15 protein-coding genes and 1 tRNA gene are annotated in these 24,136 nt (G+C 68.5%); 12 read left to right on the top strand and 4 right to left on the bottom strand.

The window, feature by feature from the left end; genetic code table 11:
• Positions 1–98 precede the first annotated feature (98 nt).
• Positions 99–560 carry a DUF3597 domain-containing protein gene (locus tag ASE78_RS03305; RefSeq protein WP_082466977.1) on the bottom strand — a complete coding sequence of 154 codons (462 nt, stop codon included), beginning with the start codon at positions 558–560 and terminating at the stop codon, positions 99–101.
• 105 nt (positions 561–665) lie between these two features.
• Here ASE78_RS03305 and ASE78_RS03300 point away from each other — a divergent pair, with 105 nt between their 5' ends.
• Both ASE78_RS03300 and ASE78_RS19755 read left to right on the top strand, forming a co-directional pair.
• On the top strand, positions 666–2,915 hold the full coding sequence (locus tag ASE78_RS03300) for a ribonuclease R family protein (RefSeq protein ID WP_056493408.1): 2,250 nt from the start codon (positions 666–668) through the stop codon (positions 2,913–2,915).
• A complete protein-coding gene (locus ASE78_RS19755; protein ID WP_056493187.1) occupies positions 2,915–4,384 on the top strand; it encodes a DUF389 domain-containing protein in 1,470 nt (489 codons plus the stop codon). The genes ASE78_RS03300 and ASE78_RS19755 overlap by 1 nt, the downstream gene beginning before the upstream one ends.
• Positions 4,385–4,532: 148 nt before the next feature.
• On the opposite strand, the gene ASE78_RS03290 is transcribed toward ASE78_RS19755, so the two are convergent.
• Positions 4,533–6,311 carry an ABC transporter transmembrane domain-containing protein gene (locus ASE78_RS03290; RefSeq protein ID WP_056493184.1) on the bottom strand — a complete coding sequence of 593 codons (1,779 nt, stop codon included), beginning with the start codon at positions 6,309–6,311 and terminating at the stop codon, positions 4,533–4,535.
• 172 nt (positions 6,312–6,483) lie between these two features.
• Here ASE78_RS03290 and ASE78_RS03285 point away from each other — a divergent pair, with 172 nt between their 5' ends.
• Positions 6,484–7,716, top strand: coding sequence for a polyhydroxyalkanoate depolymerase (locus ASE78_RS03285; RefSeq protein WP_056493181.1), 1,233 nt, complete (start codon positions 6,484–6,486; stop codon positions 7,714–7,716).
• Between the two features lie 53 nt (positions 7,717–7,769).
• Here ASE78_RS03285 and ASE78_RS03280 read toward each other — a convergent pair whose 3' ends face one another.
• Positions 7,770–8,249, bottom strand: coding sequence for a pyridoxamine 5'-phosphate oxidase family protein (locus tag ASE78_RS03280; RefSeq protein WP_056493178.1), 480 nt, complete (start codon positions 8,247–8,249; stop codon positions 7,770–7,772).
• A 126-nt stretch (positions 8,250–8,375) separates the two neighbouring features.
• On the opposite strand from ASE78_RS03280, the gene ASE78_RS03275 reads away from it, so the two are divergent.
• Together ASE78_RS03275 and ASE78_RS03270 are read left to right on the top strand one after the other, a co-directional pair.
• A tRNA-Gln gene (locus tag ASE78_RS03275) sits at positions 8,376–8,450 on the top strand.
• A gap of 150 nt (positions 8,451–8,600) precedes the next feature.
• Positions 8,601–11,942 (top strand): PAS domain S-box protein, encoded by a 3,342-nt coding sequence (locus tag ASE78_RS03270; RefSeq protein ID WP_056493176.1) that lies wholly within the window; start codon positions 8,601–8,603, stop codon positions 11,940–11,942.
• 9 nt (positions 11,943–11,951) lie between these two features.
• Here the strand turns inward: ASE78_RS03270 and rtcR are convergent, their stop codons facing one another.
• Complete coding sequence (gene rtcR / locus ASE78_RS03265) at positions 11,952–13,550, bottom strand: RNA repair transcriptional activator RtcR (RefSeq protein WP_056493173.1); 1,599 nt, start codon at positions 13,548–13,550, stop codon at positions 11,952–11,954.
• 245 nt (positions 13,551–13,795) lie between these two features.
• Between rtcR and ASE78_RS03260 the strand changes: the two genes are divergently transcribed.
• From ASE78_RS03260 to ASE78_RS03230, 7 genes are all read left to right on the top strand, one after another.
• Entirely contained in the window at positions 13,796–15,331 is a 1,536-nt protein-coding gene (locus ASE78_RS03260; protein ID WP_056493170.1) for a vWA domain-containing protein, read from the top strand.
• 1,047 nt (positions 15,332–16,378) lie between these two features.
• Complete coding sequence (locus ASE78_RS03255) at positions 16,379–17,605, top strand: RtcB family protein (protein ID WP_056493404.1); 1,227 nt, start codon at positions 16,379–16,381, stop codon at positions 17,603–17,605.
• A 96-nt stretch (positions 17,606–17,701) separates the two neighbouring features.
• Positions 17,702–18,112: a hypothetical protein gene (locus tag ASE78_RS03250; RefSeq protein ID WP_156351267.1), complete on the top strand. Its 411-nt coding sequence runs from the start codon at positions 17,702–17,704 to the stop codon at positions 18,110–18,112.
• Positions 18,113–18,271: 159 nt separating this feature from the next.
• Positions 18,272–19,060 (top strand): nucleotidyltransferase domain-containing protein, encoded by a 789-nt coding sequence (locus tag ASE78_RS03245; protein WP_056493164.1) that lies wholly within the window; start codon positions 18,272–18,274, stop codon positions 19,058–19,060.
• The gene (rtcA, locus tag ASE78_RS03240) at positions 19,057–20,070 is read left to right on the top strand and encodes an RNA 3'-terminal phosphate cyclase (protein ID WP_056493161.1); all 1,014 of its coding nucleotides are present in this window, start codon (positions 19,057–19,059) and stop codon (positions 20,068–20,070) included. The genes ASE78_RS03245 and rtcA overlap by 4 nt, the downstream gene beginning before the upstream one ends.
• Positions 20,071–20,332: 262 nt before the next feature.
• A complete protein-coding gene (locus ASE78_RS03235; RefSeq protein WP_082466976.1) occupies positions 20,333–22,291 on the top strand; it encodes an AAA family ATPase in 1,959 nt (652 codons plus the stop codon).
• 613 nt (positions 22,292–22,904) lie between these two features.
• Positions 22,905–23,969 (top strand): DUF3616 domain-containing protein, encoded by a 1,065-nt coding sequence (locus ASE78_RS03230; RefSeq protein WP_056493155.1) that lies wholly within the window; start codon positions 22,905–22,907, stop codon positions 23,967–23,969.
• Positions 23,970–24,136: the final 167 nt, after the last annotated feature.

The following is a 24,136-nucleotide window of genomic DNA, read 5'->3' as shown; positions in this document are numbered from 1 at the left end:
GCGAGCCTTTGGCTCGCTTTCCCCTCTCCCGACCTGCGCTAGCCAGCACGCTGGCAAGCTTCGGTAGCCCTCTCCCCTGAAGGGGAGAGGGCAAGAAGTTAGTCCTTCAGTTTCTCCGGCACGTGGCCACCGGCCTTGCCGAGTTCGCGCAGGACCGCGGCGTGGAGCCAGATGTTCATTTCGGCGCTGCCGTCCTTGGCGCCGGTATAGCCCAGCTCGGTCGCCAGTTCCTTGCGGTTGTCGAGGCTGGAGTCGAGGTCGAGCAGCTTCATCAGGTCGACGATCGAGGTCTGCCAGTTGAGCGCCGGGTTGCCCTTCTGCTCGGCGATGCGGGCGATGGCGGCGCGGGCGTCGACCGGCTGAGCCGGTGCGGTCGCCGGGGTCGCGGGGGCTGCCGGGGCGGCGGGTGCCGCAGGGGCGTGCTGCTGGACCGGGGCGGGGGCCGGGGTCGGCGCGGGAGCCGGTTTGGGCGCGTCCTTCTTCTGGCCGAAATAATTGTCGCCGAACGGGCCGCCGTCCTTGCCGAAGATCTGCGTCTTGATGCGCTCGAAGATGCCCATGACTGGCCTTTCTGGATGGTTGTCGCTCGGGCCACGTAACGGACGGGCGGCGGATCGGCTCCCTGTTGCTTGGGTTTGCGGCCAAGTCGCCCTATGTCGTGGCCGATGGTATTTTCCAAAACGCCGCAAGGGCTGCCCACGCGCGAGCAGGTGCTCGATTTCATCCAGTCGTCGGACACGCCCGCCGGCAAGCGCGAGATCGCCCGCGCCTTCGGCCTGTCGGCGCAGCAGAAGATCGCGCTGAAGGCGATGCTGAAGGACATGGCCGACGAAGGGCTGATCGACGGCGCGGGCGGGCGCGCGTTTCACAAGATGGGTGGGCTGCCCAAGGTGACGGTGCTGCGCGTCGCCGATGTCGATGACGGCGGCAATGTGTGGGCGGTGCCCGAACGCTGGGAGGCTGACACGCCGCCGCCCAAGGTGCGGGTTCGCGAGCGCGGGCGGCGCAGCGCGCTGGGGATCGGCGACCGCATCCTTGCGCGGACCGAGGAGGCTGGCAACGGCTGGGCCGCCTATCCGATGAAGAAGCTCGACCGGGCGAGCGAGGCGGTGCTGGGCGTGCTGCGGCAGGATGGCGACCGGTTGTGGTTGCAGGGCGTCGACAAGAAGGAGCGGCGCGAGCTGCCAGTGTCCGACGCGGGCGGGGCTTCGGCGGGCGATTTGGTGCTGGCGCAGATGGCGGGGCGGCCGCCGCGGATCACCGCGAAGGTGGTGGAGCGGCTGGGCGATCCGTTCGCGGCGCGCAGCTTCTCGCTGATCGCGATCCACAAGCATGGCATCCCGCATGTGTTCGCCGAGGAAGTGCTGGCCGAGGCGCGCGCCGTGGCGGCGACGCCGCTGGGCGAGGGGCGCGAGGATCTGCGCCACCTGCCGATCGTGGCGATCGACCCGATCGACGCGCGCGACCATGACGATGCGGTGTGGGCCGCGCCCGATGAGGATGCGGGCAACGAGGGCGGCTGGCAGGCGATCGTCGCTATTGCCGACGTGTCCTTCTATGTCCGGCCGGGGTCCGACCTCGACAAGTCGGCGCGGGCGCGCGGGAACAGCGTGTATTTCCCCGACCGGGTGGTGCCGATGCTGCCCGAAATCCTGTCGGCCGACGTCTGCTCGCTGAAAGCCGGCCAGGACCGCGCGGCGCTGGTGTGCCACCTGACCATCGCGAAAGATGGCAAGCTCAAGGACTGGCGCTTCACCCGCGCGGTGATCCGGGTCGCGGCGAACATCGCGTACGAACATGCGCAGGCCGCGATCGACGGGGTGGCCGATGCGCCGGTGCCGGCCGAACTGGTTGCGGGCGCGCTCAAGCCGTTGTGGTCGTGCTGGGCGGCGCTGGCCAAGGCGCGCGCCGAGCGCGAGCCGCTCGACCTCGACCTGCCCGAGCGGCGGATCGTGCTCGACGAGAAGGGCCGCATCCTGTCGGTCGCGCCGCGCGAACGGCTCGATTCGATGCGGCTGATCGAGGATTACATGATCGCCGCCAACGTCGCCGCCGCCAAGGCGCTGGAGGCGAAGAAGGCGCCCGTGATGTACCGCGTCCACGAACCGCCGACGCGCGAGAAACTGGTGGCGCTCAAGGACTATCTCGACAGTTTCGACGTGCCGTTCGCGCTGGGGCAGGTGATCCGCCCGGCGACGTTCAACCATGTGCTGGCGCGGATCGGCGAGGCCGATTTCAAGCCACAGGTGATGGAACAGGTGCTGCGCACGCAGACGCAGGCGTTCTACGGCCCGCAGAACCATGGCCATTTTGGACTGAGCCTCGGCAGCTATGCCCATTTCACCTCGCCGATCCGCCGCTATGCCGATCTGATCGTGCATCGATCGCTGGTGCGCGCGTACGGCCTTGGCGACGGGGCGCTGGCGGAGGCCGATGCCGCGAACATGGAGCGGGTGGGCGAGGCGATCAGCGGCCTCGAACGCCGCGCGATGGAAGCCGAGCGCGAAACCGTGGATCGTTACGTCGCCGCCTATCTGGCCGAGCATGTCGGGCAGGTTATGGAGGCACGGATCACCGGCGTCGCGTCGTTCGGCTTCTTCGCGACGGTCGAGGGGGTCGGCGGCGATGGCCTCGTCCCCGCGCGCGATCTGGGGCAGGAATATTTCCGCTTCGATGAGGCGACGCAGTCGCTGATCGGTGACCATAGCGGCGAGACGTTCGCATCGGGGATGCGCTTGCAGTTGCGGCTGGCCGAGGCCAATCCCGTGTCGGGCGCGCTGCGTTTCGAACTGCCCGACGGCAAGGGGTCGGCCGGAAGCGGCGACGCCCGCACCATCCGACACAAGGGCGCGCCGCGCACGCTGAAACGCCGGGGCCGCCCCGCCAATATCCGGCATCAGGGGCGCAAGCGGTGATGCCGGCCGTGCTGGCACGGCGGGGCAGGTTCGGGCGGTGGTGGCGGATGAAGGTGATCGGCAGCGTCGATCACGATGCCGTGCTGCGTCAGGTGGCGGAGGAGGCCGGCTGGTCGTGGCGCTATGGCTTCATGATCGTCGTGTCGATGGCGCTGTCGCTGCTGGGGCTGTTGATGCCGTCGGTCGCGGTGCTGATCGGGGCGATGCTGGTGTCGCCGCTGATGATGCCGATCATTGGCCTCGGCTTCGGGATCGCGGTGCTCGACGTGGCCGACATCCGCAAGTCGTTGTTCGCGCTGGCCGTGGGCGCGGGGCTGGCGGTGGGGCTGTCGGCGCTGCTGGTCGCGCTGTCGCCGATCCAGACGATCACGTCGGAGATCGCGGGCCGCACGCGGCCGACGCTGTTCGACCTGCTGGTCGCGTTCTTCTCGGCGCTGGCCGGGGCCTATGCGCTGATCCGGGGGCGGGGCAATACGGTGGTCGGCGTCGCGATCGCGATCGCGCTGATGCCGCCGCTGTGCGTCGTCGGCTTCGGCATCGCCACCGCCAATGCGACGGTGGCGGGGGGCGCGCTGCTGCTGTTCCTCACCAACCTCGTCACCATTGCGCTCACCGCCGCGTTCATGGCGCGGCTGTACGGGTTCGGGCGGCATCTGACCCCGCGCAACACGACGTTTCAGGTGGTGCTGTTCGCAGGGGCGATGCTGGCGCTGTCGGTGCCGCTGGTCGCGGCGCTGCGCCAGATCGCGTTCGAGGCGGTGGCGCAGCGGCAGGTGAGGAGCGCCATCCTGTCGCGCTTTCCCGACGATGCGCGGATCAGCCAGTTGGAGATCGATTACCGGTCGTCAGGGGTGCGGGTGCGCGCGGTGATGCTGACACCCCGGTTCGACGGCGGCGCGGACCGCGCGCTGGGCGCGCAACTGGCGCAGCGGCTGGGCCGGCGGGTCGACCTGCATGTCGACCAAATCCGCAGCTCGCTCGACCCGCAGGCGACCGAGGCGGCGCAGATCGCCAAGGCGGGGTCAGGGATCGCTTCGGCGCGCGACCGGATCGTCGGACAGGTCGCGCTGGTGACGGGGGCGACCCCCGACTCCCTTGCGGTCGACGACGAGGCGCGGATCGTGCGCGCGACGGCGGCCGAACTGCCTGGGCTGCCGGCGGTGGGCTATCGCGCGGTCGAGGCGCGGGCGCGGGCGGCGGCACCGGGATGGACCGTCGAGGTCGTGCCGCCGGCGTCGGACGCGCCGCCACCGGTGATCGGCTTTACCGCCGGGATCGCCGACGTGCGCGCGATCGACGATGCGGCATGGCTGTCGGCGCGGCAGGGGCGGGTGCTGGCGGTGCTGGGCGGCGTCGCGGCGCAGCGCGAGGCGCTGGCCGGGGCGATCGTCGCGCGCGGCGGGCAGGCGCGGGTCGGCGATGCGGCGGGTGGGTTGCGGTTGGGGTGGGTGTCGGACGGTCAGCCGTAAGGCCGCGACGATCCAGCGCAGCGCCATCGTCACCCCGGACTTGTTCCGAGGTCCACCGTGCCACGAACACCCCCGGCGTTGCGTGTGCTGACCCGTGGACCCCGGAACAAGTCCGGGGTGACGAAAACTACGCTGTTCTACGTTGGGGTCAGGCCGGTTCGTGGAACTGCAAATTCGCCAGCCGTGCGTACAGCCCGCCCTGTGCGATCAGCTCGGCGTGGCGGCCGGTTTCGACGATGCGGCCCTGCTCCATCACGATGATCCGCGAGGCGGCGCGGACCGTCGCCAGCCGGTGGGCGATGACCAGCGTGGTCCGCTTCGCCATCAGCCGGTCGAGCGCGTCCTGCACCAGCCGTTCGCTCTCCGCATCGAGCGCCGAGGTCGCCTCATCCAGCAGCAGGATCGGCGCGTCGCGCAGCAGCGCGCGGGCGATCGCGACCCGCTGGCGCTGCCCGCCCGACAGGCGCGCGCCGCTTTCGCCGAGATAGGTGTCGAGCCCCTGCGGTAGGTCGCGCAGGAAGCTGGCGGCGTTGGCGGCTTCGGCCGCCGCCCACAGCGCGTCGTCCGACGCATCCCAGCGGCCGTAGCGCAGATTGTCGCGCGCCGAGGCGGCGAAGATCACCGTTTCCTGCGGCACCATCGCGATGCGGCCGCGCACCGCCGCCGGATCGGCGTCGCGCACGTCGACCCCTTCGATCAGGATGCGGCCGCTCTCGGGGTCGTAGAAGCGCTGGATGAGCTGGAACAGCGTCGACTTGCCGGCCCCCGACGGGCCGACGACCGCGACCGTCTCGCCGGGTTCGACGTGCAGGGTGAAGTCGGCGAGCGCCGCGACATCGGTGCGGGTGGGGTAGCGGAAGGTGACGTGATCGAAGCCCAGCGCTCCGCGCGCCGGTTCGGGCAGCGCCACCGGCTTGGCCGGCGCGGCGATGACCGGGCGTTCGGCGAGCAGGTCGGCAAGCCGTGCGGCCGCGCCCGAGGCACGCAGCAGGTCGCCATAGACTTCGGTCAGCGCGCCGAACGATCCGGTGACGAGCCCGGCGGTGATGACGAACGCGGTGATCGACCCGCCCGTCGTCCGACCCGACGCCACGTCGCTGACCGCGTCCCACATGATGAGGGTGATCGCGGCGAACAACATGCCGATGACGAAGGCGGTCATCACCGCGCGGGTGGCGAAGCGCAGTTTCGCGGTCTGGAACCCGCGTTCGACCGCGCCCTCGAACCGGTCGCCCTCGCGCGGTTCCTGCCCGAACGCCTGGACGATCTTCATCGCGCCCAGCGTCTCCGACGCGATCGAACCGATGTCGGCGATCCGGTCCTGGCTGGAACGCGACAGGCGGCGCACGCGACCGCCCAGCCACATGATCGGCAACACGATCAGCGGAATGCCGACGATCAGATAGGCGGCGAGCTTGGGGGCAAGCGCGAAAAGATAGATCACCCCGCCCACGCCGACCAGCAAGTTGCGCAGCGCGACCGAGACGGTGGTGCTGACGATCCCTTCGACGATCGCGGTATCGGCGGTGAGCCGCGAGGCGATTTCGGACGGGCGGTTCTCCTCGAACCAGCCGGGCGACAGGGTGAGCAGATTGCGGTGGACCGCGATGCGCAGGTCGGCGACGGTCCGCTCGCCCAGCCACGACACGAAATAGAAGCGCCCGGCGGTGGCGAAGGCGAGGATCACGACGACGCCGAGCAGCCCTTCGAAATACGGGGCGATCGCATCGGCCTGCGCGCCGCCCGAAAAGCCGTTGTCGACCACCTGCTTGAAGGTGCGCGGAATCCACAGCGTCGCGACCGCCGCCGTCACCAGCGACACCAGCGCGCCAACCAGTTGCAGCTTGTACGCAATGGTGAAGCGCCACACGAGGCCCAGCGCGGGGAGCATCTTCGAGCGATCGGGGGCGGGGACCGGGTCTGCCATGCGCGGTGCCTAGCGTGATTGCGGGACAAGGGGAACCACCCGCCGGTTCGTTGCTTGGGTACAACGAATGTTCACCTTTGCCGCGCTACCTTCGGATCGTTGCCCGATAGCGTGAATTATCCTAATTTTACGAGGAACGGGTATTTCCCGTGGCCTTCATCCGGGGAAGTCGATGCTCTACAATGCGTATGAATGGCAGCGCTCGATGCTGGCGGGGGCTAGCGCCATGGCCAATGTCGGTGCCGGCCTGCTCCAGAATCCGAGCAATCCGTTCGCCTATTTCGGGGGCGGTCCGGTGTTGGGATCGGCGCTGGCGGTGTTCGCCCATGCCTCCGCCCCGCGCGGCAAGCCGGCGTTCGGGCTCGACCATACCGAGATCGACGGCAAGCAGGTGGCGGTGCGCGAGGAGATCGTGCTGCGCCGTCCGTTCGGGCAGTTGAAGCGTTTCGTCCGCGAAGGGGTGGAGGGCAGCCCCAAGCTGCTGATCGTCGCGCCGATGAGCGGCCATTACGCCACGTTGCTGCGCGGCACCGTCGAGCGGATGTTGCCGTTCGCCGAGGTGTATATCACCGACTGGCGCGATGCGAAGCTGGTGCCGGTGTCGGCCGGGCGGTTCGACCTCGACGATTATATCGATTATGTCGTCGCCTTCCTCGAACAGATCGGTGCCGAGGGCGATCCCCGCGCGCATGTGCTGGCGGTGTGCCAGCCTTCGGTCCCGGTCTATGCCGCCACCGCGCTGATGGGTGCCGACAAGCACCCCAACCGGCCGCACACGCTGACGATGATGGGCGGGCCGATCGACACGCGCGAGGCGCCGACGGCGGTCAATACGCTGGCGACGCAGCGCCCGCATGCGTGGTTCGAGCAGAATGTGATCGCGACGGTGCCGGTGACCTATCCGGGCGCGGGCCGTCGGGTCTATCCGGGCTTCCTGCAACTCGCCGGGTTCATGAGCATGAACCTGGGCAGCCACATGATCTCGCACTATGAGATGTTCAAGCATCTGGTGCAGGGCGACGGCGAGGGCGCGGGGACGACGCAGCGCTTCTACGAGGAATATCGCGCGGTGTGCGACATGACCGCCGAATTCTATCTCCAGACGATCGACCTGGTGTTCCAGACGCATGCGCTGCCCAACGGCACGATGCAGCATCGCGGCCGTCCCGTGGAGCCGGGGGCGATCACCGACACCGCCGTCCTCGCGATCGAGGGTGAGCGCGACGATATTTCGGGACTGGGGCAGACCCGCGCCGCGCTGACGCTGGCGACCGCGCTACCCGATGCGATGAAGCAATATCATATGGCGCCGGGCGTGGGCCATTACGGCATCTTCAACGGATCGAAGTGGCGGACGCTGATCGCGCCGGTGCTGGAGGAATGGATGACCCGGCACGGCGGGTAACAAAGATCCGTACGGAAACGGGCGGGGGAGCGTTTCCCCCGCCCGTATTCGGATCAGACGTCGACCTTGGCGTGGCTGCCGGCTTCGTCGCGGCCACGGATCGTCTGGCCGGTGAACATCTTGAGCTTGCCGAGCAGCGACTGGTCGGTTTCCCAGATTTCGGCGCTGTCGAGGTCGAAGCGCAGCATCAGCAGCGAGGGGTCCTGCCGGCCCTGCTCGTACCATGCCTCGACATGGGTCGACCAGTATTTGTCGATGATCGCCGGGTCGGTTTCCTCGGTCAGCGTGCCGGCGATGCAGGCGAACAGGTCATGCCCCTTGGCGATGAACTGCACCATCGCCGCGCCGCCTTCGGCCGCGCGATTGTCACGCTTGGTATAGAACCAGAATTCGCTGTCGGCATCCTCGTCGAGCACGGCGTACATCGGTTCGCTATGGGTGTGCTTGCCGGTCAGGCCGAGCATGACATAGGGGCTGGCGGCCATCGCCTTCCACATCGCTTCGCGGATTTCGGTCGGGCTCTTGTCGGACATGGTGCGTTCCTTGGCTGTGGTGGCAGCAGAACGGCCGAACCCCGCGAGGTTTCCGTATGCTTTGCCATTGCGCAACGCCGTCGATCTTCGTAGGACGCGCGCCTGCCGCGAACCTTTCGCGGCCGCTGGGGCGTAGCCAAGTGGTAAGGCAGCGGCTTTTGATGCCGCGTACCGCAGGTTCGAATCCTGCCGCCCCAGCCAGTTTCGGCTCGGCCGAAACGATCCGGCCGGCTACTCCTCCGATCCCGCCGCGATAATCGCGTGCCGCGCCGCATCCGCACGGAGACGGCGGGAGGTTCATGCGTTCGGAACGCTGAGCTGCATGTTGGAAAGCCTCGTCGGTACGTGACTATGACCCCACCCGTCTGCGATTTCGGTGTCGGCCCGGCAGGGTGGAGCGAGACCGAGCGTGTCGCCGCGCTCGGGCGGTATGCGATCCTCGATACGCCGCGCGAACAGGTGTTCGACGACATCGTCCGCCTTGCGTCCGATATTTTCGATGCGCCGATGGCGGTCGTCAATCTGGTGGCGGGCGGGCGCCAGTGGTTCAAGGCGGAGGTCGGGATCGGCGCCGACGAGTTGCCGCTCGACGTGTCGATCTGCGTTCATGCCATCCGCCAGCACGGCATCTTCGTCGTACCCGACATGACGCTGGACACGCGCTTCGCGGCCAACCCGCTCGTCACCGGCGCGCCGGGGCTGCGCTTCTATGCCGGCGCGCCGATCGAAACGCCCGAGGGGCTGCCGATCGGCACCGTCTGCGTGCTAGACACCCGGCCGCGTCCCGACGGCATCACCGATCGCCAGCGCCTCACGCTCGAACTGTTGGCGCGGCAGGTGATGACCCAGTTGGAGCTGCGCCGCCAGCTTGCCGTACAGGACGAACGGGCGCGCGCGCTGGAGGCGGAGATCGCGGCGCGGCGGGATGCCGACGATGCGCTGCGGGCCAGCGACCGCAAGCTGAACGCCGTGCTCGACAATACGCGCATGGCGGTGTTCCTGATGAACGAGGAGCAGCACTGCGTCTATGCCAATGCCGCCGCCGAGGAACTGACCGGCTATTCGCTCGCCGAGATGCAGGGGCGGCCGCTGCACGACGTGGTCCACCACACCCGCCCTGACGGTTCCTTCTACCCGCTGGCCGATTGTCCGATCGATCGGGCGTTTCCCGAACGCGCGCAGATGGAGGGCGAGGAGTTGTTCGTCGCGCGCGATGGCAGCTTCTACCCGGTCGCCTTCACCGCCAGCCCGCTGCTCGACGACGCCGGCCGCCCCGTCGGCACCGTGATCGAGGCGCGCAACATTCAGCATCGCCGCGCGCGCGATGCCGCGCTGCGCGAATCCGAGGCGCGGTTCCGCAACATGGCGGACCATGCGCCGATGATGATGTGGGTCACGGACGTCGACGGGCGCTGCACCTATCTCAACCGCGCATGGTATGAGTTCACCGGGCAGAGCGAGCGCGAGACTGTCGCCGACGGCTTCGGCTGGCTCGACGCGGTCCACCCCGACGATCGCGGCTGGTCGGGCGAAACCTTCCTTGCGGCGAACGTGGAGCATACGCCGTTCCGGCTCGAATACCGGTTGCGCCGGCACGACGGGGCGTATCGCTGGGCGATCGATGCCGCCTCGCCGCGGTTCGACGGCGAGGGGCGCTTCCTCGGCTATGTCGGGTCGGTGATCGACATCGGCGAACGGCGGGAGATGGAGGACGCGCTACGGCGGAGCGAAGAACGCTATCGCACGCTGTTCGACACGATCGAGGTCGGCTTCTGCATCGTCGAGGTGATGTTCGACGGCGACCGGGCGGTCGATTACCGCTTCGTCGAGGCCAATCCGGCGCTGGAACGGCAGACCGGGCTGGTCGGCGTGGCCGGACGGACCGCGCGCGAGCTGGTGCCGGGGCTGGAGCAGCGCTGGTTCGACCTGTACGGCGGCGTCGCGACGAGCGGTGACGCGATCCGGTTCGAGGACGGATCGGACGTGATGGGCCGCTGGTTCGACGTCCATGCCCTGCGCGTCGGCGACCCCGCCGACCGCCGCGTCGCGATCCTGTTCAACGACATCAGCGATCGCCGCCGGGTGCAGATCGAACTCGAACGGCTCAACCGGACGCTGGAGGAACGGATCGACACCGCGCTCGCCGAGCGCAAGCTGTGGGCCGATGTGGTCGAGAACAGCGATGCGCTGATCGGTATCCTGTCGCCCGACTATCGCTATCTCGCGCTCAACACCGCCTATGCCGACGATTTCGCGCGGGTCTACGGCGTCCGCCCGGTGGTCGGCGATACCCTGCCCGGGCTGATGGAGCAGGCTTCGGGCGATCTGGACGGCGTGATGGCCATGTGGACCCGCGCGCTGTCGGGCGAGGAGTTCACGATCACCGAGGATTTCGGCGATCCCGATCTCGACCGGCCCTATTACGAACTGCGCTTCAACACGCTGCGCGACGAGCGCGGGCGGCGCATCGGTGCGTTCCAGTACGCGGTCGACGTGACCGAGCGCCTTCGCAACCAGGCGCGGCTGACCGAGGCCGAGCAGCAGTTGCGGCAGGCGCAGAAGATGGAAGCGGTCGGCCAGTTGACCGGGGGTATCGCCCACGACTTCAACAATATGCTGGCGGTGACGATCGGATCGCTCGACCTGCTCGACCGGCGGATCGGGGCCGGCGACGCGCGGGCCAAACGCTATATCGCGGCGGCGACCGATGGTGCCCGCCGCGCGGCGAACCTGACGCAACGCCTGCTCGCCTTTTCGCGGCAACAGCCGCTGCGCCCCGAACCGGTTGATGCGAACAAGCTGACCGCCGGCATGTCCGACCTGTTGCGCCATTCGCTGGGCGGCGACGTGCGGCTGGAAACGGTGCTGGCCGGCGGGCTGTGGCGGACGTGCGTCGATGCCAACCAGTTGGAGAACGTGATCCTGAACCTCGCGATCAACGCGCGCGATGCGATGGCGGATGGTGGGCGGGTGACGATCGAGACGCAGAACGCGCATCTCGACGATCGCTATGCCGCCGCGCATCCCGGCGTCGCGGCGGGGCAATATGTGCTGATCGCCGTCACCGACAGCGGGACCGGGATGCCGCCGGCGGTGATCGCCAAGGCGTTCGATCCGTTCTTCACCACCAAGGAAGTGGGCAAGGGCACCGGGCTGGGGCTGAGCCAGACGTACGGCTTCGTCAAACAGTCGGGCGGGCACGTCAAAATCTATTCGGAGCCGGGCGAGGGGACGAGCGTCAAGGTTTATCTCCCACGGCTGCTGAACGACGTCGCCGACGCTCCGGCATCGGAACGGACCGCCGATCTTCCGGTCGGGCACCAGCGCGAGGTGGTGCTGGTGGTCGAGGACGAGCCGTCGGTCCGCCAGTTCAGTGTCGAGGTGCTGTCCGAGCTGGGCTATCGCACACTGGAGGCGGACTCCGCCGCAATGGCGCTGCGGCTGCTCGACGCGCACCCTGAAATCGCGCTGCTGTTCACTGACGTGGTGATGCCGGAGATGAACGGCGCCCGGCTGGTGGATGAGGCGCGGCGGCGGCGCGGCGACCTGAAGGTGCTGTTCACCACCGGCTATACCCGCAACGCGATCGTCCACAACGGCGTGCTGGAACCGGGGGTCGATCTGATCTCCAAGCCGTTCACGATCGAGGAACTCGCCGCGCGGGTGCGCGCGGTGCTCGATAGGCCGCTGTAGCGGCGGCGGCTACCCGACTGCGGCGGTGATGTCGCCCCAGCTTAAACCGAAGCGCGCCAGATATTTGCGCAGCCGGTCGGCGTCGTTGGTGCTGCTGCGCTGACGCAGCGACGCGGCGAACAGGGTGCGGCCGGCGTCGGACAGCGTGCGGCTGGCGCGGCAGACGGTGACGACATGGGCGAGCTGGACCCGGTCGAACGGGTCGAGCGCGTCCTGCTGGTCGGGAGAGAGCAGGCCGGTCAGCGGATCGGCGGCGGGGGCCGCGCCGCCGGTCCACAGGCGTTGCAGCCGGGCGATCTCGGTGGTCACGCCGTCGAGGTTGATGCGCCCGGCGGGGCTGAACGTCGCCATGCGGGTGACGCTGGCGGCCAAGTCCCGGAAATTGCCGGGCCATTTCGCCTCGGGACCGGTGGCGAAGGCGAGGTAGCGGTCGCGCGCTTCCTTGTTGAAGGTGATCCGCTCGCCCTCGCGCTCGGCATGGCGATCGAGTTCATAGTCGAGGTTGGGAGCGATGTCCTCGCGCCGTTCGGCCAGACCGGGGAGCGCGAAGGTCCACAGGTTTAGGCGGGCATAGAGATCGTCGCGGAAGGTGCCGGCGGCGACGCACGATGCGAGGTCGCGGTTGGTGCCTGCTATCAACTGGAAATCGCTGGCGCTTTCCTTGTCGGCGCCGACAGGGAGGAAACGCTTGTCCTCGATCGCGCGCAGGATCATCGCCTGTTCGTCCAAGCCCAGTTCGCCGATCTCGTCGAGGAAGAGGACGCCGGTGTCGGCGGTGCGCAGCAGGCCGGCGCGGTCGGCGGCGGCGCCGGTGAAGGCACCTTTCCGGTGGCCGAACAGCGCCGACATCGCGCCGTCGCCCTTCAGCGTCGCGCAATTCACCTCGACCAGCGGGCCTTTTACCTGTCGTTTCAGTCGCTTGAGTTCGTAGATGCGCCGCGCGAGCTGGCTCTTGCCCGCGCCGGTCGGCCCCATCAACAGCAGCGGCGCGCGGCTGCGGATCGCGACCTGTTCGATCTCGTCGATCATCGCGTTGAAGCCGGCGTTGCGGGTTTCTATCCCTGATTTCAGGAAGTTGGTGCTCTCCCTCGCGTCGGCGGCGAAGCGGGTGGCGATGCTGTCGTAGCGCGACAGGTCGAGGTCGATGATGTTCCAGCTTCCCGCCGCCTCGATCGTGCCGCGACGCGGCTGGGTCTGGAGCAGGCGGCCGGGGAGGAAATATGCCTCGCTCAAGAGGAACAGGCAGATTTGCGCGACGTGGGTGCCGGTAGTGATGTGGATGAGATAGTCCTCGGCCTCCGGGTCGAAAGGATAGGCACGGGCGAAGTCGAGCAGTTTGCCGTACATCTCTTCGAAATCCCATGGATCGTCGAAGTCGAGGATGTGCGGTTCGACTTTAGTTTCGGGCGAAACATCGGCGATGTCGTGCGCGACATAATCGGCGAGGCGTTGATGTTGCGAGCCGTGGAGCAGGATCAGCCGGTCTACTCTCAGATCGTCGTGCATCGTCAGGCCGACGGTCGGCCGCCACTTGCTCCAGCGCGAGGGACCGAACTTGCTCGCATCGAGCGTGGAGCCGAGAAAGCCGAGGACGACGGTAGAACGCATGACGATACGCTAGGATAAATGTCTATCCGTGTCGATCGGGCAGTTTCCAAGTTGAATACTCGCATCCCGTAATTTTCGGGATAAAATCATTACAAGACAATGGTTTAAGATTTTCCGAGGCGCGTTTTTCGCGTTTGGCACGGCTTTCGCAACGCTATTTGCGTCGGTCCGCAAGGGAATTTGGTCCGGCAGATGGCTGGGGCGACCGGAATGGGCCGGTCGCCCCCGGAATGTGGAGTTGGACGATGGCCAACAAAGGATTGTTCGCAAGTGCCGTGGCGCGGTTGCTGCCGCGTGCCGATGTGCCGAACCGCGAAGCCGCGCCGGCCTATGCGTACGGCCCGCAGGCGAAGCTGGCGCAGTTGGCCGCTACCGGCACCCTGGCTGACAGTTTTTACACGCGCGCGGAGACGCAACTGGCCGAGGTGCTGGCGGCGGCGCGGGATTGCGATCCCGTATTCGTTGCGAAGGCGGCAGTCTATGCCCGGCGCTCGGGGGCGATGAAGGACATGCCGGCGTTGCTCGCCGCGTATCTGACCGTGGCCGATCCCGACCTTGCGGTGCGGGTGTTCGGGCAGGTGATCGACAACGGGCGGATGCTGCGCAACTATGTGCAGATTTTGCGGTCGGGGCAGGTCGGGCGGACGTCGCTCGGCTCGCGGCCCAAGCGGCTGGTCGTGCAGTGGCTGGAGCGGGCATCGATGCGCGACCTGATGGCGGCGGCGACGGGCACGGCCCCGAGCCTCGCCGACATCGTGCGGATGGTTCACCCGAAGCCGGCGGATGCGGCGCGGCGGGCGTTCTATGGCTGGCTGATCGGCAAGCCGTATGACGTGGCGGTGCTGCCGAGCGAGATCGCGGCGTTCGAGGCGTGGAAGCGTGACACCGCGTTGCCATTGCCGCCGGTGCCGTTCGAGTGGCTGACCGCCTTTCCGCTCAGCGCGGAGCAATGGGGCGAGATGGCGACGCGGATGGGGTGGCAGGCGCTGCGCATCAACCTGAACACGCTGGCGAGGAGCGGCGCGTTCGCGGTGCCCGGCGTGGCGAAGGCGGTCGCGGCGCGGCTGGCGACGCCGGCACCGGGGGTGCTGCCCTACCAGTTGCTGGTCGCGTTGCGATCGGTGGGGGAGGGCGTGCCGCTGACGGTGCAGGCCGCACTGGAAACCGCGCTTGAGGCGTCGCTGGCCAAGGTGCCGGCGGTCGCGGGGCGGGTGGTGGTGTGTCCCGACGTGTCGGGATCGATGACCTCGCCCGTCACCGGCTATCGCAAAGGGGCGACGAGCGCGGTGCGCTGTATCGATGTCGCGGCGCTGGTCACGGCGGCGATGCTGCGGAGCAACCGCGAGGCACGGGTGCTGCCGTTCGAGTGGGACGTGGTCGATGTGACGATCGATCCGTACGCCCGGCTGGCGGTGAATGCCCGGAAGCTGGCGGCGATCGGCGGGGGCGGAACGTCCGTTTCCGCGCCGCTCGCCCGGTTGAACCGGGAGAAGGCGGTGGTCGATCTGGTCGTGATCGTGTCCGACAACCAGTCGTGGGTCGACGCCACCGGAACCGGGGCGACGGCGACGATGCGCGAGTGGGACCGGTTGCAGCGGCGCAATCCGGGGGCGCGGCTGGTCTGCGTCGACATCCAGCCGCACGGGACCACCCAGGCGGCGGGGCGGCCCGAGATATTGAACGTCGGGGGCTTCTCCGACGCGGTGTTCGATGGAATCGCGCGCTTCGCCGAAGGGCGGACGCGGGACTGGGTCGAACTGGTCAGCGAAACGGAGGTGTGAGGAACAGGGTCGTGGCGAATGCCGGTGGGACTACATTGCCGCCCGAGACGTCGGTTCGAATCCGACCGGGTCTGCCCGGCTTCAGGCCGACTGATCCGTCGTCCAGCGGTAGGACACGGGCAATGTCTCGCCAATTTTCGTCGCCGCGACCCGGTGGCGGGTGTGCCATGCAGGTGTCGCACGTTTTCGTCATTCCCGCGCAGGCGGGAATCCATATCCGCCAACGTTTGGACAGGAGCCGCGACGACTGCGTGTATGGATCCCCGCCTTCGCGGGGATGACGAAGGGGGCGGGCGCTGGCGTGTCCCAACGGGCCGACCCACCCCCAGCCCCTCCCTGTCAGGGAGGGGAGCAGGCGCGCGCCGATTTCGAGGCTTGCCCACGGCGAATGCCGGCCGGACTACATGGATTGTGATTCCCCAGGATGCGGGTTCGAGTCCCGCCCCGGCTTTCAGCCGGGTAGCTCAATCGGTTGGAGCAGGAGAGGTCCGGTCAAATCCTTGTCGCCGTGGGTCAAGCACAGGCTGGCGAATGCCGGCGGGACTACAATGTCGGGGGTTCGAGTCCCCTCCCGTCGCACATGCGCCGGGTAGCTCAGTGGTAGAGCATGTCCCGTCGCCCCCTCGTCGCCACGCCTTGTTTTCCGAAGGTCGGCGTTTTGGAGCGTCGGCCGTCTCCCCTTCGCTGACAAGGGAGGGGGGCGAGCGTTTCCGTGCCCTCGCGGGCCGACCCACCCCCAACCCCTCCCTGTCAGGGAGGGGAGGGATGATGCTGGCGAATGCCGGCGGGACTACATGGTCAGAGCGTCCGCAGCGATGCGGGAGGTCGGCGGTTCAACTCCGCCTCCGGGCGACCGGATAGCTCAGCGAAACCGTCCCGCCGACCCCTCGTCGCCGGCATCCGAAACAACGCTGGCGAATGCCGGCGGGACTACATCGGTCAAGGCCCCAAAAGGGCTGTGCGGTTCGAATCCGCCCCGGGGATATGTCCCCGGGAATGTCCCGCCAATCCTCGTCGCCGGCACCAAAATTCTTGAAGGAGGTCGTGATGACCCAGACGAACTATGACTATACCGAGGTTCCCGGCGGCGTGCCGATCAAGGCGTGGACGCGCGGCGTGCCCGTCGACGACAAGGCGCGCGACCAACTGGCGCGGGCGGCGCGGATGCCGTTCATCTTCAAACATGTCGCGGTAATGCCCGACGTCCATGTCGGCATCGGCGCGACCGTGGGTTCGGTGATCCCGACCAAGGGCGCGGTGATCCCGGCGGCGGTGGGTGTCGACATCGGTTGCGGCATGATGGCGGCGCGCACCTCGCTGATGGCGAGCGACCTGCCCGACAGTCTTGAGGGCGTGCGCTCGGCGATCGAGCAGGCGGTGCCGCACGGGCGCAGCGTCGGCCGGGGCAAGCGCGACAACGGAAGCTGGGGGTCGCCGCCGCCGGCGATCGTCGCGGCGTGGACGACGCTGGTGGAGCGGTTCGACCGTATCTGCGAGAAGCATCCGCGGCTCAAGAACACCAACAACCTCGTCCATCTCGGCACGCTGGGCACCGGCAACCACTTCATCGAGCTGTGTCTGGACGAGGCGGGGGCGGTGTGGGTGATGCTGCATTCGGGGTCGCGCGGCGTGGGCAATGCGATCGGCAGCTTCTTCATCGAACTGGCCAAGCAGGACATGCGCAAATGGCACCTGAACCTGCCCGACGAGGATCTGGCGTATTTTCCGGAAGGGACCGATCATTTCGACGATTATGTCGAGGCGGTGGGATGGGCGCAGGATTATGCCGCGCTCAACCGGCGGATGATGATGACCAACGTCATCGCCGCGCTGCGCGGGGCGATCGCGAAACCGTTCGAGGCGGCGCTGGAGGCGGTGAACTGTCACCACAATTACGTCACGCGCGAAAACCATTTCGGCGAGAATGTGCTGGTGACGCGCAAGGGCGCGGTGCGCGCGGCGAAGGGCGTGATGGGGATCATCCCCGGATCGATGGGCGCCAAGTCGTTCATCGTCCGGGGGCTGGGCAACCCGGAGTCGTTCGATAGCTGCTCGCATGGTGCCGGCCGGGTGATGAGCCGGACGCAGGCCAAGAAGCTGGTGACGCTGGACGAGCATATTGCCGACACGGCGGGCGTCGAATGCCGCAAGGACGAAGGCGTGATCGACGAGACGCCGCGGGCGTACAAGCCGATCGAGGCGGTGATGGCGGCGCAGGCCGATCTGGTCGAGATCGTCCATACGCTGAAACAGGTGGTGTGCGTGAAGGGGTGAAGCGGCGAAACAGCGACAGGCCGGGGGCCTGTCGCCGCCGCTTCACCGGCCGCGCGAGCGGCCGGAAGGGGAGCCGTGCCGCTTTTGGAGGATGGGATGGAAGGAATACTGACGTGCCGTGCCTGTGGCGCGGCGTTGAGCGGGATGCTGACGATCCTGTCGACCAAGGACCCGGCGGTGACGGTGCCCGACCATCGCGACGGTGAGCCGTTCGGTCCGCCGGGCGTGGCGTACAAGTCGTGGGAGCCGCTCGCCAAGGCGTTCGAGGGGCCGCCGGTGCCGTTGCAGTTCGTTCCGCAATTCTGGCTCAATCCGGAGGACGTTGCCGGGCGGGTGCGGGATACGACGAACCGCTGTCGATTGAACGGATGTTGCGGCCTCGATGGAATGAATGGACCCAACCAGCAATGCGCTTGTGGAGCCGAGGTCGGCACGCTGCAAAGTGATTGTTGGACCGCGCATATCTTCGTGCCCGAACCGGACGCGACCGAGTGGTGCGATGGGTGAGGGCCGCTCGGTGGCCCGCGCCGTACCCCCGCGCAGGCGGGGGGCCAGAGCCAAACGCGATGGCCGGTATGCGTGGCTCTGGATCCCCGCCTGCGCGGGGATACGGCCAAGACGGGGATTTCAAGTTTCGCAGCGGAGTCCTGCGGAAAGGAACGAACGATGACGACGATCGAGACTGCCATTCCCGCCGACGTGCGGGCCGGGATCGCCGCGCGCCTCGCTGCGGTCGAGGCGCAGGAAGGCGTGCGGCTGCTGTTCGCGGTCGAATCGGGGTCGCGGGCGTGGGGGTTTCCCTCGCCCGACAGCGATTATGACGTGCGCTTCGTCTATGTCCGGCCGCGCGACTGGTATCTGTCGTTGAAGGCCGGGCGCGACGTGATCGAGGCGCCGATCGTCGATGACATCGATCTGAACGGGTGGGATGTGCGCAAGGCGCTGGGGCTGTTGCTCAAGTCGAATGCGATCCTGGGCGAGTGGATCGGGAGTCCGATCCGGTATCGCGCCGACGATCCAGTTGTGGCGGACCTCGCCGCGCTGGCGGAGGCGGTGTGCGATCCCCATGCCGTGGCGTGCCATTATGCGAAGCTGGGGCGGACGGCTGCAGGGACGTGGCTGGCGGGCGACGGGGAGGTGGCGGTGAAGCGCTATTTCTACGCGCTGCGGCCGGCGCTGGCGATCCGGTGGATGCGGGCGCATGCCGGTGCGCGGCCGCCGATGGACCTGCCGTCGCTGCTGGCGGGCGTGCGGCTTGACGATGCGCTGGTCGAGGCGATCGGGCGGCTGGTCGCGGCGAAGGCGGCGACCGCCGAGCAGGGCGCGGTGGCGCGACATGCCGCGCTCGACGCGATGATCCGCGACGAGTTGGCGCGGGCGGACGATATTCCCGCGCGGGTCGTGGACGGTCTGGCGCAGGCGGATGCGCTGTTTCTGGAACTGGTGAACCGATGATCGAGATCGATGGCAGCGAGGGCGAAGGCGGGGGGCAGGTGGTGCGCAATGCGTGCGCGCTGTCGCTCGTCACCGGTGAAGCGGTGCGGATTTTCAACGTGCGCGGGGGGCGGAGCAAGCCGGGGCTGATGCGCCAGCATGTCACCGCGATCGAGGCGGCGTGTACCATCGGTGGCGGGGTGTGCGACGGGCTGCACGTCGGATCGTCCGAGGTGAAATTCTGGCCGGGCAAGGTGGTGCCGGGCGAGTATCGCTTCGCGGTGGGGACGGCGGGGTCGACCGGGCTGGTGTTGCAGACGGTGTTGCTGCCGCTGTTGCTGGCCGATGCGCCGTCGACGCTGGTGCTGGAGGGGGGCACGCACAACATGCTGGCGCCGCCGTTCGAGTTCATTGAGCGGTGCTTCCTGCCGGTGGTGCGGGCGATGGGCGGGCATGTCGCGGTGCGGCTGGTGCGGCATGGCTTCTATCCGCGCGGCGGCGGGCGGATCGAGGTGATCGTCGCGCCGTCGCGGCTGACCCCGATCGAGCGGGTGGCGCGCGGGGAACTGACCGGCGTGTCGGCGTGCGCGCTGTTCGCCGGGCTGCCGTTCGACATCGCCGGGCGCGAGATCGCCGTGGTGCGCGACAGTCTGGGCTGGTCGGAGCGCGAGTGTTTCGTGCGCGAGCTGCCGGTGGATCAGGGGCCGGGCAATATCCTGCTGCTCGAAGCCAATTTCGAGCACGGGACCGAGATCGTCAGCGGCTTCGCGCAACTGGGGGTGCGCGCGGAAAAGGTCGCCAAGACGGCGGTGGGGCGGATGCGCGGCTATCTGGCGAGCGATGCGTTCGCCGGGCCGTATCTGGCCGACCAGTTGCTGTTGCCGATGGCGCTGGCGGGCGGGGGCGTGTTCACCACCGTCCGGCCGAGCGAGCATGCGCGCACGGCGGCGGCGGTGATCGAGCGGTTCACCGGGCGGCGGACGCGGTTCGATCCGGTGGAAAAAGGGGTTCACTGCGTAACGATCGGCTGATTGCGCGGGCGGTGACACCATGCTAGGTCGCCGCCCGAACCCGGTCCACAGGACGCGGGCGAATCGGAGACATGCCTTGTTCGACCTTGCCGCCCTGCGCGGTGCCCGGGTCGGCGGTCTCCGGCCTTTCGCATAGCGCGTCGACTGACGCTGCGACGGGCCGGCATCCGCCACCGTCGCACCTGAACCCCTATCGTCAGGAATGCCGTCGACGTGCGCCCTTCGTGCGTGCGCCCGACGCGATGCGACATGTGGAATCGACATGGATGAACTGAATATCGTCCGGGGCCTGATGCTCCGGGCGGCGGGAACGCTTGGCGCAACCGCACCGCTGGTGAAAGCGCTGCTGGAATGGGCGCAGCCGCATGGGAGCTGGCTGGTGCCCGGCCATGCAGGCAAGCTGAAATGGAAGGCGTTGCGTGCGACGCTGGAGGAACCGGTCGTGACGCCGTTGCGCGCCCCCGCGCTTGAGCTGGCGCGGACGGTCGCGCATCTGCTGGCGTTGCCGCCGGTGGATGCCGAACTGCTGCGGTTGATGGTCGCGTGCGACCGGTTGCCGCGCACGGCGGCGCTGGCGCGACTGCTCGACCGGCAGGGGCGGGGCCTGCCGCAATTGCTGGGCGAGATGGCGGGGGCCGAGGGCAGCGATGCCGATCGGGTCGCGCGGCGCGGGACGCTTGCCCGGCTGGGGCTGGCGAGCTTCCATATCAATCGCGATGGTGGTGCCGAGATCGACATTGCGTGGACGATGAAGCGGCTGCTCGACCGCGCGCCCGCCGACGATGCCGGGGTGCTCGACCTGCTGGTCGGCCCGCGACAGGCGGCGACGCTGGGCATGGAGGCGTTCGGGCATATCGGCGAGGTCGGTTTCCTCGTCCGGCTGCTGCGTGGCGCGCTTGCGGCGAAGGCCGCCGGGGTCAACATCCTGATCCACGGGCCGCCGGGCACCGGCAAGACCGAACTGGCGCGCACGCTCGCGGCGGCGGCGGGCGCGGTGCTGCACGGCATCGGCGAGGCGGACGACGACGGCGAGGAGCCGAGCCGGTGGGACCGGGTGATGGCGCTGACCCTCGGCCAGAAGCTGCTGGCCAAGCGCGGCGACACAGTGCTGTTGTTCGACGAGATGGAGGACCTGATCGGCAATGCCAGCCCGTCGGCGGGCGGCGACTGGTTCCGCGCGCGCGAGGGGAGCAAGGTGTTCGTCAATCGGCTGCTGGAGGCCAATCCGGTGCCGGTGGTGTGGACGACCAACGCGATCGGCAATGTCGACGCGGCGATCCTACGGCGGATGAGCTTCGTGCTGCGCATGGACCTGCCGTCGCGTGCCGCTGCGCTCGCGATGCTCGAACGGGTGGCGCGCGAGGAGGCGGTGGCGCCGGGGCCGGGGTTCGCCACGTTGCTCCATGCGGCACCCGAGGCGGCGACGGTGCTGCGCGTCGCGGCACGGGCGGGCAAGCTGGCGGGCGAGGCCGATGGCGGGAGCGTCGCGGCCGAGGCACTGGTGCGGGCGCTCCGGGGTGGCACGCTGCCGCATCCGGGGCCGGACGGGTTCGACCTCGACCTGTTCGAGAGCGACCGGCCGATCGAACCGTTGTTCGCGGCGATGGCAGGAGAGGGGGCGAGCGACGTCTCGCTGTTGCTGACCGGGCCGCCCGGCACCGGCAAGACCGCGTTCGCCCATCATCTGGCGCGCGCGCTCGACCGGCCGCTGCTGGTCAAGCGCGCGTCGGACCTGTTGTCGAAATGGGTCGGCCAGACCGAGGCGCAGATCGCCGAGGCCTTTGCCGAGGCGCGGCGGCAAGAGGCGGTGTTGCTGTTCGACGAGGCGGATTCGCTGCTGTTCGATCGCACCACCGCGCGGAGTAGCTGGGAGGTGGGGCTGGTGAACGAACTGCTGACGTGGCTTGACCGGCATCCGTTGCCGGTGGTGGCGGCGACGAACCACGAGGCGAAGCTCGACCCGGCGACGCTCAGACGGTTCGTCTTCAAGCTGCGACTGGGGCCGCTTGGTGCCGCGCGGGCGAAAGCGGCGTTCGCGCGGTTCTTTGGGGAAACGGCCCCGGCGGCGCTGGGCGAGGTCGAGGGGCTGACGCCGGGCGACTTCGCGGTGGTGGCGCGGCAGTTGCGCCACTGGCCGGCGGCGGACGCGGGGGAGCTGGTCGAGCGGTTGCGGCGGGAGGTGGCGGTGAAACCGGCGCGGTCGGCGCGGGTGGGGTTTTGAGGGGAGGCTCCTTCGCCGGCCGGGCGAGCGGGTCGAGTTTATCCCTCTGCCATAGGGCCATCGACCTTCACGCTCCCATCGTCACCCCGGACTTGTTCCGGGGTCCACCTGGCCCCAAACGCTGTCGATACAGCTTCAAGGCGCACCGATTGCCGCGTCGTGGACCCCGGAACAGGTCCGGGGTGACGAAAGGGATAGCTGTTTCGGCCGAAAATGACGAAGATCGGCCCGCAATGCTGAATGTCGATCCCGCCTAAAGCGTCGCCCCAGCGAAGGCTGGGGCATCAAGCGGTTCCTGTCGTGCCCTGTACCCGGAGATCCCAGCCTTCGCTGGGATGACGTTTGGTTCGGGGTGGATGGATCGGTCGGTCGCCTGCCCGATCTGCTCCCCTCCNGGGCCCTGCCCGAGAGTAAACGTGCGCGCTTCACAACCGGCCGACCCACCCCCAACCCCTCCCTTCCAGGGAGGGGAGCAGGGTTTGCGGGTCCTTCGTTGAATATCGATCCGGCTGACCCATCCCCGGCCCGGCCCTTTCAGTGAGGGAGCGGTAGACAGCGCTGGCGTCGCGGCTCGGCCCGGCGCAGCATGGCGCGGCAATCATCAAGGGAATCCATGCCGATGCCGATCACGCCGCCCGACGACTCGCTCTGGCTGTACCTTGGTGCCGATGCCGCCGGTGGCGATGACCCGACGCTCGACCTGTCGGCGGCGGCGCGGCATGGCGATACGCTGTTCCTCGGCAGCGACGAGGGGGTCAGCCTCGAACGGCTGGCGCGGGGCGACGACGGGTGGAGTGGGCACCAGCGTATCGTGCTGGGCGATATATTGCCCCTCGACACCTCGGGCGAGGCGGACATCGAGGGGCTGGCGGAGGACGACGGCTGGCTGTGGGTGCTGGGGTCGCACGCGCGGACCCGGCCCAAGATCGGCAAGGCGGGCGACGACCGGATCGACCTCACGGCGTTCGCCGGGTTGAAGGATACCAGACCGCGTTGCGTGCTGGCGCGGTTGCCGCTGGCGCCCGACCCGGAGGCGCCGGGGCTGGTGCTGCCGGTCGCCGCCTATGCCGACCGGCGCGCGGGGATGCTGCGCCAGACGAAGCGTGGCAACCGGTTGGCGGCGATGATGGCGCGCGACGTGCTGCTCAAGCCCTTCACCAAGATCGCGTCGAAGGAGGGCGGGGTCGATCTGGAGGGGATCGCGGTCGCGGGCAACCGGGTGGCGATCGGCATGCGCGGGCCGGTGATCCAGAACTATGCGGTGCTGCTGGAGTTCGAGGCGGTGTTCAAGAAGACCGGGCGGATGACGATCCCCGGACCGTTGCACAAGCGGGTGCTCGACCTGAACGGCCTCGCCATCCGCGACCTGAAGCGCGACCGGGCCGACCTGTTGATTTTGGCGGGGCCGACGACCGGGCTGGACGGGCCGTGCGCGGTGTATCGCTGGGCCGACTGGCTGGGCGATCCGGCGCGCGACGACCAGCGCGTCCGGCGGCACCGGCCCGAGCGGATCATCGAGCTGCCGTACGGGATCGGCGACGATCATCCCGAGGGGCTGGTGTTGCTCGACGGGGCGGAGGGCGCGCGCGATCTGGTGGTGGTGTGCGACAGTCCGGCGAAGGAGCGGCTGGACAAGGCGCGGCGCGGGGTGCGGTGCGACCGGTTCCGGCTGCGGTAGGGGCGCAATAGGTCGAACTGCCGGCTTGTGGTGACGTTCTGTCTGCTCCCCTCCCTGACAAGGGAGGGGTTGGGGGTGGGTTGGTCGGTTGTGGGGCGGTTGCGGTTCCTCTCGGGCCTACCCACCCCCGGCCCCTCCCTTGTCAGGGAGGGGAGAGGCTGTGAACC

This window comes from Sphingomonas sp. Leaf25, assembly GCF_001421635.1.
In the GTDB taxonomy this organism is placed as follows: Bacteria; Pseudomonadota; Alphaproteobacteria; order Sphingomonadales; family Sphingomonadaceae; genus Sphingomonas.
This window is presented reverse-complemented; position numbering and strand designations above follow the sequence as displayed.

Bases quoted from the DNA above. Each gene is read 5' to 3' on its own strand.
- ASE78_RS03305 (WP_082466977.1), bottom strand. From the start codon at position 560: ATGGGCATCTTCGAGCGCATCAAGACGCAGATCTTCGGCAAGGACGGC.
- ASE78_RS03300 (WP_056493408.1), top strand. From the start codon at position 666: ATGGTATTTTCCAAAACGCCGCAAGGGCTGCCCACGCGCGAGCAGGTG.
- ASE78_RS19755 (WP_056493187.1), top strand. From the start codon at position 2,915: ATGCCGGCCGTGCTGGCACGGCGGGGCAGGTTCGGGCGGTGGTGGCGG.
- ASE78_RS03290 (WP_056493184.1), bottom strand. From the start codon at position 6,311: ATGGCAGACCCGGTCCCCGCCCCCGATCGCTCGAAGATGCTCCCCGCG.
- ASE78_RS03285 (WP_056493181.1), top strand. From the start codon at position 6,484: ATGCTCTACAATGCGTATGAATGGCAGCGCTCGATGCTGGCGGGGGCT.
- ASE78_RS03280 (WP_056493178.1), bottom strand. From the start codon at position 8,249: ATGTCCGACAAGAGCCCGACCGAAATCCGCGAAGCGATGTGGAAGGCG.
- ASE78_RS03270 (WP_056493176.1), top strand. From the start codon at position 8,601: ATGACCCCACCCGTCTGCGATTTCGGTGTCGGCCCGGCAGGGTGGAGC.
- rtcR (WP_056493173.1), bottom strand. From the start codon at position 13,550: ATGCGTTCTACCGTCGTCCTCGGCTTTCTCGGCTCCACGCTCGATGCG.
- ASE78_RS03260 (WP_056493170.1), top strand. From the start codon at position 13,796: ATGGCCAACAAAGGATTGTTCGCAAGTGCCGTGGCGCGGTTGCTGCCG.
- ASE78_RS03255 (WP_056493404.1), top strand. From the start codon at position 16,379: ATGACCCAGACGAACTATGACTATACCGAGGTTCCCGGCGGCGTGCCG.
- ASE78_RS03250 (WP_156351267.1), top strand. From the start codon at position 17,702: ATGGAAGGAATACTGACGTGCCGTGCCTGTGGCGCGGCGTTGAGCGGG.
- ASE78_RS03245 (WP_056493164.1), top strand. From the start codon at position 18,272: ATGACGACGATCGAGACTGCCATTCCCGCCGACGTGCGGGCCGGGATC.
- rtcA (WP_056493161.1), top strand. From the start codon at position 19,057: ATGATCGAGATCGATGGCAGCGAGGGCGAAGGCGGGGGGCAGGTGGTG.
- ASE78_RS03235 (WP_082466976.1), top strand. From the start codon at position 20,333: ATGGATGAACTGAATATCGTCCGGGGCCTGATGCTCCGGGCGGCGGGA.
- ASE78_RS03230 (WP_056493155.1), top strand. From the start codon at position 22,905: ATGCCGATGCCGATCACGCCGCCCGACGACTCGCTCTGGCTGTACCTT.